Origin of the sequence: Nitrobacter sp. TKz-YC01, assembly GCF_047824785.1 — a bacterium.
Lineage (GTDB): Bacteria > Pseudomonadota > Alphaproteobacteria > Rhizobiales > Xanthobacteraceae > Nitrobacter.
Genome location: NZ_CP181167.1, coordinates 635,304 through 647,016, shown reverse-complemented (window position 1 = coordinate 647,016; position 11,713 = coordinate 635,304). Strand labels below are relative to the sequence as shown.

The following is an 11,713-nucleotide window of genomic DNA, read 5'->3' as shown; positions in this document are numbered from 1 at the left end:
GGTCCCTCGGCGCTCATCCGAAGTCCGGCACCGGGGCGCAGGGTGCGGATTTCGGCGGCGTCCTCTCCTTCGAGCCGATCGCACCCGGACGGATTGTGCTGCCGGAAGCTGGTATCGCTGCACGCGGCTTGGCGATCGCCAGCAGGAGCTGGCGCTCGATATTCAGCAGCGCGATGCCGTTGTTGAGACCGGAGTCGATGGCAAGAATAGCCATGATCAGCGTTCCGACCTGGCTTTGGCTGCGGCATCGACGGCACAGCCAGTGCCGACACCACCTGCTTCACGCGCGAGGGCGTAAAGCTTACGCAGGGAAAACAGTCGGTCGCCCGCAGCATTGTAAGCCTGCTCGGCCTCGATGATGGCGAAGGCCACATCATCGAGCGTGGCCTTGTCTATCGGGCGCACCGAGCTTGCCAGCCGATGGGGAGCGAGCACGCAGATCGAGGCGGGCAAGCCGCCAAGACCATAATGGGATTTGCGCAGGGTGCTCAGTTTGGAGGGGGCGAACATCGAAGGCTCCTTTCAGGGTCTGGAGAGACGAAACGAAATGTTGGGATTAGCGAGCGGATCGGTTTCGGCGCTCTGGGCCAAAAGGGTCAGCATCGTTGCCTGCAGCTTTTTCGGGCGCGCACGGGCGATCGCCAGATAGGCAAAGCGATCCGAGCCGAGCCGGCGCTGGACGAGATGGACGAGGTTCTGTTCGGCGGCCCACCAGGCACGGCGACCGAGGCGAATGAGTTCCTTCCAGTCAGGCTCAACGAGATCGCTGCTGGCGCGCACCGTGTCGATCGCCAGGAAACCGCGGTGATATTCAATCACGGCGCCCGGAGCCGACTGGCCGATCCAGGCGCAGAACTGTGCCTCGGTCAGCAGCAGCGGCGCGGCGGTGAAATTATGAGAAACCGTGTTCATATTGATCATTACTCACCGAGTTGGAGATCCGTCTCACGCGGCCTCGACGCCGTAGGCGAGAAGGCTCAGGCGGATGTTTTTGAGGCGGCGATAAAGGCTGGCGCGGGCGCCATGACCGGAGGCAGCCAGTTGATCGATCGTGGATGTGGCGAGGGCAACACAAAGGTGCTGGTCGGACTCAGCAAGCCCCGACAGGCCGGCATCCAGGCTGGCGTTGGCGACGATCTCGTCCTCGACCTCGAAGGATTGACCGAACAGTGCGCCAAGTCCCTGATCTTGCGAAAACAGGTCGCGAACGACGGTGTTGTCGTCACCGGTAAGCGGGGCATCCAACGACAGCGGTGAGTTGCCATAGATCTGGCGCTCACGCCCCACAGCGCGGCCGATCAGCGATGCACGATGGGTCGCAACCATGTGGGAGAAGGCTTCGAGCGGGCCGCGCTCGGGATCGAAAGCAGGAAACCGAGCGATCAGATCGAGCAGCAGGTCCTGGCGCAGATCATCAAGATCTTGCTCGGGCAGCCCGAGCCGATAGCGCATGCGGCGCGCAATGCGGTCAGCCACATGCCGCAGGATGGAAAGATCATCGGGGGAAATGGAGCGGCGCATCGTAACCTCGGCACATCAACTTGGATGCGTCGAGATTGCCGGGTCGCATTGCCCATAGGGGTGGGCATGTTATGGGAAGCTATGGGCTCGCAGGTGAGCGGGTTCAGTCGTCGATCCTGATCTCGTCGGCCGGCAACGCGATCAGGTAGACGGCAGGTTGCCGGTTCTCAATAAATCGCTCGGGCGTCACACCCTTCGGCAGGATCGGCTTGATCTTGTTGCGAAGATCGCGAACCGCATCGGCGACCGTCTTGTCAGATACTGTCGTCGACCAGAGATGTTTTTCGATGTCGCGTCGTTCGCACAGAGCCCGTCCTGCGATCGCTTGGCTGGCAAGATACTGCAGCAGTTGGAAGGAGCGCGGCGGCAGTTTTAGTTCCGCGCCATCCAGGAGGATGGTCTGCTTCCCAGCTTGGAGGATAAGACGTGGTTCGGGTCGAGCAAGGTCAAGGCCATCAATATCCAGAATCGGGATGACGTGCGACGGATCAGGACGCAGGCATTCTGACAGCCCAGCGAGGTGGATATCGGCCCGGTTGTACCCGACCCGTTCTGATGCCGGGAGGGTCGGCGCAATCAGCAGTCGCCTGCGGCCCCGCGCGACACGCAATATGGTGTCAACAATCTGCGATTGGCGCGCCACCACACTCGAAAAAGTCAGAAAGACCTCAATGCTGTTTTGCAGCATGCCGAGCGACCATAGGCCAGCAGTGATTTTTGACGGAGGGTTAGAAAGGGAGGAGCGCCTGGCAATGGCGTCTGCAAAGGCGGAATGTTCGAACCGGAACAGACGAAGGTCGTCTTTTTCCAATACCTCATCGTTTCGGCGGTCGAGCGGACAGGCCGCGACCAACTTGTCCGCGATCGCCGTCAACGGCCGCATGTCGAGATCGCATTCGCACGAGCCGCAAACGGGCCATTCCGTCGCCGGCCGCTGTTCGAGCAGAATGCTGCCATCGAGTAGACGTTCAAACCCAGCTCCAAAATGGCGCCGGGCAGCTCGACCCCATAGCAGAGCCGGCGGTTCGGCCTCACTCAGCCGCAGCAGCAAATGCGTCAGGGTTTCGGTCACGGACAAATCCATTGCGACGCAGCAGCGTCATGATGCGGCCTTCAAAACGCTGACGCTTGAACATCGGCGCTGCCGGTGCCTTCAGCTTCACCGTCACTTTCGCTGGTCGTTTGGTTCCGGTGTTGAAATGGACCTTGATGATGATGTGGTTGACCTGCCAGTCCGGCGACCCCAGCACGATCCCGGTGCTGTTTTCACCGAGCCGAGCCAACGCGTTGTCACGCCCATCCCGCGCCACTATGGAATGCAGGACCATTGTCTTGCCGGACGCCTGGTCGGTAGCAATCCGGTTGACCTGCACCTCCGTGATCTGCAAGCGAACGATCCCCGGATCGAAATCAGCATTGAGGGCGAAATTGAATCCGCCGCGCTCGACAGGTGCGAGCGTGTAAAGGTTCTGCGCATCGGGCGCGCCGAAGAAGCCGGGCTTGCCGAGAAACTCGGTCGCGAAAATCTCGCCGATCTGTTCGCGCTGCGCCTTGACGATGCGGCCGATCTTCAGGATGCCGGATGACGGCGTGTAGATGACGACTGCGTGTTCCAGCTCGCGAAAGCTGATGACGGCGCGCTGCTGCCCTTCGGCCAGCGTTTCGGTGGTCTTGAACGGGGCGCCGTGGGTGACGACGATGTTAATGTCACCGTCATCGTCATAGAACTGCGCTTCACAAAAGCGTCCCAGCATATTCGCCTCGAAAATTGCCGCCGCCTTTTGCTGAAAGGCCTGCAGGGTCTTTTCGTTCACCTCAGCCTCAACTCCTTCTTCGCGTCCGGCGAATTCACTGAACGAGGAAAGCGAGCGATAGGCCAGCATGTCCACCGAGCTGTTAAAAATGTCCGGATGATCGAGAAACACCTTGAGCGCGATATGCTTGGGGTCTTGCGCTGCCTCTATGGGCTGGCCGGCCTCATCGACCGGCAGCAGACTGACTTGGTGACGGGCGGCGTTTTCGAGGATGATCTGCAGCCCATTAGCATCACCAATCTCGGCGATGCGGTGCAGATCGGCGATCAGCCCGTCCGGATAGCCGGCCTCGGGACCAGCAAAGAACCCCGCCATTGCCTTTCTAGCGGAAGCTTCGTCCTGATTGAACACGGTCAGATCGAAGCCATGCAGATCCTCGTCATGCCGCTCCATCAGCCTGCGGATCAGATTGATGTCGATGGTGGCGATGAATTTCGGATTGACGAACTTCTTGAGGTTTTTGCTCACGGTGACCCGCCCGGCCTGTGTTCATCCTATGTTCTCTATTATAAATGCAACCGGGAGTCGAATCGGGGAGACGGTTTCCAGAACGCGTGAGTATTTGACTGGGGATAACCATTGATGGTGGATCCCCATGAAACGCCCCAATCCGCTGCCTCCCGACCGAATGACCGCTGCTGAGCGCCGCACTGAGTTGTGCGCCCTTCTCGCGCTCGGGCTGGTTAGGTTGCGGATGCGGGAGCGGGAGCGGGGCGAAGTATCTGACGTCACTGGAGAAAATTTCCTACACTATCCGCCCGACCAATGCCGTCATGCAACTCCAACTCACCGGAGAACTGCATGAACAAGCCCGGTCCAATCCCCGCGCGCCTGGCCGCGCTCAAGACCACGCCGACGCCTGACTTGAAGCAACAGTGGCGCGACTTGTTCGACAGCGAGCCGCCGCCCTTCAACCGACGCCACCTCGAAAACCGGCTGGCCTACCGCATCCAGGAACTTGCCTATGGCGGGCTGAAACCGGAGACGATCCGGCGGCTGGAACGGCTGGGCGAAGAACTGGACGGCGGCGACCGATTCAAGCGCAGCATCCGCGCCGATCGCGACCGCCCGATCACCGGCACGCGGCTGCTGCGCGAGTGGCAGGGCGTCGAACAGATCGTCACCGTCACCGCCGACGGCTTCGAGTGGCATGGGCGGCCCTACAAATCCCTGTCCGCCATCGCGCGGGCCATCACCGGCACGCGCTGGAACGGCTGGGTGTTCTTCGGGCTCAAGAACCACAGGGGGCGAAGATGACGAAGCCGCCCGAACAAACGAAGCTCGTCCGCAAGCTGCGCTGCGCGGTCTACACCCGAAAATCCTCCGAGGAAGGGCTGGAGCAGGAGTTCAACAGCCTCCACGCTCAGCGCGAGGCCTGCGAGGCGTATATCGCCAGCCAGCGTTCCGAGGGTTGGGTGCTGGTCCGCGATCAGTATGATGACGGCGGCATCTCCGGCGGCACGCTGGAGCGGCCCGGATTAAAGCGGCTGCTGGAGGATATCGAGGACGGGCTGGTCGACGTGGTCGTGGTCTACAAGATCGACCGCCTCAGTCGCTCGCTGGCGGATTTCGCCAAGCTGGTCGAGGTATTCGACCGGAACGGCGTGACCTTCGTCTCGGTGACGCAGTCGTTCAACACGACCACGTCGATGGGGCGACTGACGCTGAACATCCTGCTGTCCTTCGCCCAGTTCGAGCGCGAGGTGACGGCCGAGCGCATCCGCGACAAGGTCGCCGCCAGCCGGAAGAAGGGTATGTGGATGGGCGGGGTGCCGCCCTACGGCTACCGCGTCGAGAACCGGAAGCTGGTGGTCGACGACGAGAGCGCCGCGCATGTGCGCTGGATCTTCGCGCGCTTCCTTGAGATCGGGTCCTGCACGGAACTGGCGCGGGAGGTCGGCACGCGCGGCATCCGCACGCCGCGCGGCAACCGGATCGACAAGAAATACCTCTACCGCATGCTGTCGAACCGCGCCTATATCGGCGAGGCGGTCCACAAGGGCGACAGCTATCCCGGCGAACACGACGCGATCATTGACCGCGAGACGTGGGATCGTGTCCATGCGATCCTGCAGGAGAGCCCCCGGAAGCGCGCCGCCCGCACACGCGCTGACACGCCCGCGCTGCTGAAGGGCTTGCTGTTCGGCCCGGATGGTGCGGCCTTCTCGCCGACCCACACGCGGAAGGGCGACCGACTCTACCGTTATTATGTCAGCCAGACCGTGCTGAAACATGGCGCCGGATCATGCCCCATCGGCCGCGTACCAGCGGGAGAGATCGAGGCCGCTGTCATCGACCAGCTGCGCGCCGTGTTCCGCCAGCCCGAGATCGTGGCTGGGACTTGGAAGTCCGCGCGGGCGCAGGATGGCGGCCTCACCGCGGCCGACGCCCGCGAGGCGCTGACCCGGCTCGACCCGCTATGGGACGAGCTGTTCCCGGCCGAACAGGCGCGCATCGCGGCGCTGCTGGTCGAGCGCGTCGAGATCGGCACCGAGGGCGCGGATATCCGACTGCGCACGCAAGGACTGACAAGCTTGGTCGCGGATCTCGGTGGCATCGACCCTGATCGGAAGCCCAACGACGAGAGGAAAGCAGCGTGACCCAAAAAGCCTCCGTCACGCGCGATCACGACACCATCACCGTGCATGTGCCGCTGACCTTCGCCAGGCGCGGTGGCCGCAAGCAGATCGTCCTGCCCGACGGCACATCGTCATGGACGCCGCCACGCGCCCGTGTCGACAACACCATGGTGAAGGCGATCGCGCGTGGCTTCCGTTGGCGCAAGCTGGTGGAAACCGGCGTTCATGCCACCGTCGAGGACATTGCCGCCGCAGAGAGGATCAATGCATCCTATGTCAGCCGCGTCCTGCGCCTCACCCTACTGGCGCCGCACATCGTGGAGGCAATCATAGATGGCCGGCAGGGATCGGAAATCACGCTGGCGGCGTTGATGAAGCCGTTTCCGGTGGAGTGGGAGAGGCAATGTAGTTATCTTGCGATTTCTAAAGCGGATAGCGCAAGGTAGCCGCCAACGATCCTGCGCCCGGAATATCATTCTTGCGTGCGGCAATGACGCGAGCACCGCTGGTTAGTGCACGACGCATGATCTCATCCACAATTCCATAGGTGTCGGGCCCTTCCTCGCCAAAGACTACGGCTCCGGTATCCTCGTCGACGGTGCCATGGACGATCTCGTCGAAGTTCACCAGCAGGGTTTCTATTCCGCCAAACGTGGCAAGACGCGCTGCGTCCGAGATATCTGTGGTGGCCCGACGGTCATTGGCGCGTTGTTCAAACAGAGCCCTGACGCCTTCGATCTCCCGCGCGTAGGCGGCATCGAGTATGGGCCGCGCCGCTGCGGCGATCTCGCTCTCCGTCGAACGGTCATCGGTCACCGTCAGGGTTTCGGGGACGAGATTTGGATTGCTGTTGATCGAACGGAAAATGGCCGCCACCGGCTCATTCGCAGCCAGAATCAGTGGCACGTCGCGTCCCGCAAGTATCGGGCGAATGGCCGCATCCACCATGCGCGAATATTGTGCAAGCCGTACCTTCTGACCCTCCGACCCCATTACGCGGCGCAACGAGGTACGATTGTTAAGTGAGGAGACCTTGACCGCGCTGGCCGCATCCTTTGGCAGGTCCGGCACCTGCAGACGCTGCGGCGGCAAGTCAGGAAACACCTCGATCAGTCGCACATTGTTCTCGGAGATTGCCAGCACGAACGCTTCATTTGGGAAGGTGATGGCGCGCATCAGCGGCTTGAGTAAAAAGCGATCCGCCACTTCAATCGCCGACTGGAGTCGATTTGCCAGCCGGAAGGTCTGGATGGTGTCCGGCGTTGCAAAGATCGCGAGGGAACGCGCCTGAAAGCGCCAGAACTCGTCATCATCCAACAAATCGTCGAGCTGTTCCGCCAGGAGCGCCAGTCGCCGCTTGTCCAGACCACCGGCTTCAAGCTGGGCATAGGCCTGCTTAGCGAGATTGCCGGCCTCGATGCGCGAGGCCTCGACATCCTGGGTCAAAGGAGTAGTCGGAACGTAGATGGATACGCAGGCATCGGCGCGCACATCATTGAGCTTGCGCAAATCGGAGAGCGCGGGGATGTCGACATAGAGCATGGGTGATCCTTCGCTTCTTCGAGACAATCTACGCTTTCACTTAGTGCTCGGGAGATATGGTTGCAAACTGGCGGATCGGAAGTTTGCGCGCTTGTGTCTCAAGGAGCTTCCGGAGCCAGGGGCAATGCGGCCCGGACCATAAACGTTGTTGCGATCCTCGACGCAAGGCAGCGGCCGGACATCATGCTGGCCAAGCTGATGAGGCCGTTTCCGGTGGAGTGGGAAAAGCAGCGATTTTGACGATGTCAGGCGTCGTTCTGTATCCAGACGTTCGGCGCAGCCTTCCAATGTGCGCCAGCTGGCATTAAACCCTTCAAGGGTCGCGTCCAGACGAGCGAACGCGTGAGGGGCAGGAATTGACAACAGCAAGCAACGGCAATGGCGATCTTGCCTTCACGGCGGAGCTGTTCAAGGCGGCCGACAAGCTCCGGGGCAATCTGGAGCCATCGGAATACAAGCATGTCGCGCTCGGCCTGATCTTCCTCAAATACATCTCCGATGCCTTCGAGGCCCAGCGGGTCAGGCTCACGACCGATCAATACGCCGATGCCGAAGACCCCGAGGAGTATCTGGCCGAGCATGTGTTCTGGGTGCCGAAGGAAGCCCGCTGGTCGTATCTCCAGGCGAACGCCAAGCGCCCCGAAATCGGCAAGCTGATCGATGAGGCGATGGAGGCCATCGAGAAGGCTCCATCGAACGAGGGCCTGAAAGGCGTCTTGCCGAAGAACTACGCCCGCCCGACGCTGAACAAGACGATGCTCGGTGAGCTGATCGACCTGTTCTCCAACATCGGCATGCACGACAGCACCGACAAAGCGAAAGACCTGTTAGGGCGCGTGTACGAATACTTCCTGTCGGGCTTCGCCAGTTCGGAGGGCAAGCGCGGCGGCGAGTTCTTCACGCCCCGCTCGGTGGTGCGCACGCTGGTCGAGATGCTGGAGCCTTATCAGGGCCGCGTCTACGATCCATGCTGCGGCTCAGGCGGCATGTTCGTGCAGTCGGAGAAATTCATCGAGGAACATGGCGGGCGGCGCGATGCCATTGCCGTCTACGGGCAGGAGATCAACCACACCACATGGCGGCTGGCGAAGATGAACCTCGCCGTACAAGGTATCGACGCCGACATACGCTGGAACAATGAGGGCAGCTTCCACCGCGACGAGTTCGCGGACCTCAGGGCGGATTTCATCCTCGCCAATCCACCTTTCAACATTTCCGATTGGGGCGGCGAGCGGCTGAGCGAGGATCAGCGCTGGAAATACGGCACGCCCCCGAAGGGCAACGCCAACTTCGGCTGGCTCCAGCATATCCTGCATCATCTCGCCCCGCGCGGCACGGCGGGCGTGGTGCTCGCCAACGGCTCGATGTCGTCGCAGCAATCGGGCGAAGGCGACATTCGTAGGGCGATGATCGAGGCCGACGTGGTGGACGCCATGGTGGCCTTGCCGGGGCAGTTGTTCTTCTCGACCCAGATCCCGGCCTGTCTCTGGATCCTGGCGCGGGACAAGAGCGCCAATGGTCACCGCAACCGGCGCGGGGAAATCCTGTTCATCGACGCCCGCAAGCTCGGCTTCATGGTGGACCGCGTGCGGCGTGAATTCAGTGCAGATGACATCAAGAAGATCGCAGACGCCTATCATCGCTGGCGCAACAAGGATCACGCCGACGCCTATGCTGACGAACCGGGCTTCTGCAAATCGGCCACGCTCGCCGAGGTTCGCGAGCATAGTCATGTGCTGACGCCGGGGCGCCATGTCGGGGCAGCGGACGCCGAGGATGACGGCGTGCCCTTCGCGGAAAAGTTCGAGGCGCTGCGGGAGCAGTTGCAGGCGCAGTTTGCGGAAGGGCGAACGTTGGAGGAGCGGATTGAGCGGGCACTATACGGGACGCTTACAGATGAGTGAGTGGCCGCTCTTGGAGCTTGAGAGCTATCCCGTAGAGATAATAGATGGCGATCGGGGTGCGGAATATCCAAAGACTTCCGATTTCACATCGTCGGGCTATTGCCTATTTTTGAACGCCAGAAATGTCACAACTTCAGGTTTTGCGTTCGATCAGTGCGCGTTCATATCCGAAGACCGTGACAGTAGGCTTCGTAAAGGTCGCCTTCTGCGCAATGACGTTGTAGCCACAACTAGAGGAACCGTCGGTAACTTCGCTCACTATGACGCATCAGTCCCATATACGCACGTACGTATAAACTCTGGGATGGTAATCTGAGGTGGACCCGCTTGGTGAGACAGTTTGGCGGCCTGGCTAAGGTGGATCGGGTTCGTTTCTACGCCGCCAATTGCTCCGTCATTTCCGCCATAGCATGGACTTCGTCGGGCGTCCTGCCGGCGAAGGTCGAGTGCGGGCGTCGCCGGTTGTAATAGTCTATCCAGGAGCCGATGCCGCAGCGGGCTTGGCTTCCCGTTTCGAATGTGCTGAGGAAGACGCACTCATATTTGAGGCTGCGCCACAGTCGTTCGATGAAGACGTTGTCCATCCAGCGGCCGCGCCCGTCCATGGAGATGCGGATGCCGGCATCCTTCAGCGTCGTCGTGAAGGCGAAGCTAGTGAACTGCGAGCCTTGGTCGGTGTTGAAGATGTCGGGCCTGCCATGGCAGGCGATCGCCTCTTCGAGAGCGGCAACACAGAAGTCGGCATCCATCGTGTTCGACAACCGCCAGGCCAGGACCTTGCGGCTGAACCAGTCCATGATGGCCACGAGGTAAAGGAAGCCGCGCCGCATCGGGATATAGGTCACATCGGCACACCAAACGTGATCCGGCCGCTCGATCGCCAGGTGCCGCAGCAGGTAGGGATAGATGCGATGCTGCGGATGCGGCTCGCTGGTTCTCGGCGCCTGGTAGATCGGCGACAGACCGATCTTGCGCATCAGCCGCCGGACCCGCTTGCGACCCACGCACCAGCCCTGACGCCGCAGATGCCGGGCCATCTGCCGGGAGCCATACCAGGGCGTCTCCATGAAGGCCTCGTCGATGGTGCGCATCAGTTCGAGGTTCTCGGGCGTCTCGCCGGCGGGCTGTCGGTAGAACGACGCCCGCGAGATCGAGACCAGTTCGCACTGGCGGCGGATCGAGAGCCGGTTGTGATCGGGGTCAATCATCATTCTCCTCCGATCCAGGCTCAGCGATCGAAGGCCTTGGCCAAAAAATCCCGCTCAACGACAAGCTGGCCAATCTTGGCGTGCAGCTTGGTCACCTCGGCTTCCCGGCCGACCTGCGCATCAGCAGCCTTGTCGTCGAACGTCTTGGCCAGGTTCTCGATGGCCTGCCGTTTCCACTGCGTAATCTGGTTCGGATGAAGCTGGTGCTTTGTCGCCAGTTCCGAAATCGTCCGCTCGCCACGGATCGCCTCAAGCGCAACCTTGGCCTTGAACTCAGCCGTAAATCGTCTGCGTGTCTTCATACCGGATCGTCCTTTTCATCGGGCGATCCACCTTATGCCCCTGTCTCAGAAACCGGCACCACCTCAATCCTTCGTCCCGAAGCGAAGAAGCTGTTACCCCGCTTCTTCTATTTCTCGGTTAGATCACCCTCCTTTGCAGCGCAGATTAGATCGCTGACATCCGGAAGTGCGCAACCGCAACTTCCCATTAGGGACATGCGAAAGTTGCGTCTCCCGCTGCCGCCTTTCGAAGAGCAGGCGAGGATCGTAGAGATAATTGGCTCCCTCGACGACAAGATCGAGTTGAACCGGCGGATGAACGAGACGCTGGAGGCGATGGCTCAAGCGATCTTCCGCGACTGGTTTGTCGATTTCGGCCCGACCCGCCGCAAGATCGACGGCGCGACCGATCCTGTCGAGATCATGGGCGGGCTGGTCGCTGACCCCGAGCGCGCGCGGGAACTGGCGGCGCTGTTTCCGGCGAGGATCGGAGATGATGGGCTGCCGGAGGGGTGGAGTGAGACACCAATAGGCGAATTGGCGGAAATCGTCGGCGGATCGACCCCCAGCACCAAGAGCGAGGAATACTGGAACGATGGCCATCACATTTGGGCCACTCCTAAAGACCTTTCCAAATTGGACGGCCTATTCCTTTTTGATACCGAGCGCCGGATCACGGATGCCGGATTGGCCAAGATCGGTTCTGGTCTCTCTCCGGCTGGAACGGTGCTGCTCTCCTCACGAGCGCCCATCGGCTATCTAGCCGTTGCTGATGCCCCTACGGCGGTGAACCAAGGTTTTATTGCGATCCGCCCTTCAAGTAGGCTTCCGACGGCGATGTCGCTTCTCTAGTGTCAGGCAAAT

The 11,713-nt window shown here is 61.1% G+C and carries 13 protein-coding genes; 5 read left to right on the top strand and 8 right to left on the bottom strand.

Annotated elements, in window-relative coordinates; genetic code table 11:
- Nucleotides 1-13 precede the first annotated feature (13 nt).
- From ACMYR2_RS02995 to ACMYR2_RS02970, 6 genes are all read right to left on the bottom strand, one after another.
- Nucleotides 14-214 carry a hypothetical protein gene (locus ACMYR2_RS02995; RefSeq protein ID WP_416193655.1) on the bottom strand — a complete coding sequence of 67 codons (201 nt, stop codon included), beginning with the start codon at nucleotides 212-214 and terminating at the stop codon, nucleotides 14-16.
- Nucleotides 215-216: 2 nt separating this feature from the next.
- Complete coding sequence (locus ACMYR2_RS02990) at nucleotides 217-510, bottom strand: hypothetical protein (RefSeq protein ID WP_416193654.1); 294 nt, start codon at nucleotides 508-510, stop codon at nucleotides 217-219.
- Nucleotides 511-522: 12 nt separating this feature from the next.
- Complete coding sequence (locus tag ACMYR2_RS02985) at nucleotides 523-912, bottom strand: hypothetical protein (protein WP_416193653.1); 390 nt, start codon at nucleotides 910-912, stop codon at nucleotides 523-525.
- Between the two features lie 33 nt (nucleotides 913-945).
- Nucleotides 946-1,521: a sigma factor gene (locus ACMYR2_RS02980; RefSeq protein ID WP_416193652.1), complete on the bottom strand. Its 576-nt coding sequence runs from the start codon at nucleotides 1,519-1,521 to the stop codon at nucleotides 946-948.
- 103 nt (nucleotides 1,522-1,624) lie between these two features.
- The gene (locus ACMYR2_RS02975; protein ID WP_416193651.1) at nucleotides 1,625-2,593 is read right to left on the bottom strand and encodes a winged helix-turn-helix domain-containing protein; all 969 of its coding nucleotides are present in this window, start codon (nucleotides 2,591-2,593) and stop codon (nucleotides 1,625-1,627) included.
- The gene (locus ACMYR2_RS02970; RefSeq protein ID WP_292963587.1) at nucleotides 2,553-3,803 is read right to left on the bottom strand and encodes a hypothetical protein; all 1,251 of its coding nucleotides are present in this window, start codon (nucleotides 3,801-3,803) and stop codon (nucleotides 2,553-2,555) included. Before ACMYR2_RS02970 ends, ACMYR2_RS02975 begins: the two co-directional genes overlap by 41 nt.
- A 333-nt stretch (nucleotides 3,804-4,136) precedes the next feature.
- On the opposite strand from ACMYR2_RS02970, the gene ACMYR2_RS02965 reads away from it, so the two are divergent.
- Genes ACMYR2_RS02965 through ACMYR2_RS02955 form a run of 3 tightly spaced genes read left to right on the top strand, consistent with a single transcriptional unit; the run spans nucleotide 4,137 to nucleotide 6,360 of the window.
- Complete coding sequence (locus tag ACMYR2_RS02965; protein ID WP_416193650.1) at nucleotides 4,137-4,592, top strand: DUF2924 domain-containing protein; 456 nt, start codon at nucleotides 4,137-4,139, stop codon at nucleotides 4,590-4,592.
- Nucleotides 4,589-5,935, top strand: a complete 1,347-nt coding sequence (locus ACMYR2_RS02960; RefSeq protein WP_416193649.1) for a recombinase family protein — start codon at nucleotides 4,589-4,591, stop codon at nucleotides 5,933-5,935. Before ACMYR2_RS02965 ends, ACMYR2_RS02960 begins: the two co-directional genes overlap by 4 nt.
- Complete coding sequence (locus ACMYR2_RS02955; RefSeq protein WP_292962771.1) at nucleotides 5,932-6,360, top strand: hypothetical protein; 429 nt, start codon at nucleotides 5,932-5,934, stop codon at nucleotides 6,358-6,360. The genes ACMYR2_RS02960 and ACMYR2_RS02955 overlap by 4 nt, the downstream gene beginning before the upstream one ends.
- On the opposite strand, the gene ACMYR2_RS02950 is transcribed toward ACMYR2_RS02955, so the two are convergent.
- Complete coding sequence (locus ACMYR2_RS02950) at nucleotides 6,338-7,456, bottom strand: hypothetical protein (protein WP_009800327.1); 1,119 nt, start codon at nucleotides 7,454-7,456, stop codon at nucleotides 6,338-6,340. The genes ACMYR2_RS02955 and ACMYR2_RS02950 overlap by 23 nt on opposite strands.
- Before the next feature lie 356 nt (nucleotides 7,457-7,812).
- On the opposite strand from ACMYR2_RS02950, the gene ACMYR2_RS02945 reads away from it, so the two are divergent.
- A complete protein-coding gene (locus ACMYR2_RS02945) occupies nucleotides 7,813-9,360 on the top strand; it encodes a type I restriction-modification system subunit M (protein WP_292962769.1) in 1,548 nt (515 codons plus the stop codon).
- A 374-nt stretch (nucleotides 9,361-9,734) separates the two neighbouring features.
- On the opposite strand, the gene ACMYR2_RS02940 is transcribed toward ACMYR2_RS02945, so the two are convergent.
- Nucleotides 9,735-10,870 (bottom strand): IS3 family transposase gene (locus tag ACMYR2_RS02940; protein WP_416192834.1). Its coding sequence is split into 2 segments (ribosomal slippage): nucleotides 9,735-10,600 and nucleotides 10,600-10,870, totalling 1,137 coding nucleotides; the frame shifts between segments, so codons are not numbered across the junction.
- Here ACMYR2_RS02940 and ACMYR2_RS02935 point away from each other — a divergent pair.
- The gene (locus tag ACMYR2_RS02935) at nucleotides 10,763-11,701 is read left to right on the top strand and encodes a restriction endonuclease subunit S (RefSeq protein WP_416193648.1); all 939 of its coding nucleotides are present in this window, start codon (nucleotides 10,763-10,765) and stop codon (nucleotides 11,699-11,701) included. The genes ACMYR2_RS02940 and ACMYR2_RS02935 overlap by 108 nt on opposite strands.
- Nucleotides 11,702-11,713: the final 12 nt, after the last annotated feature.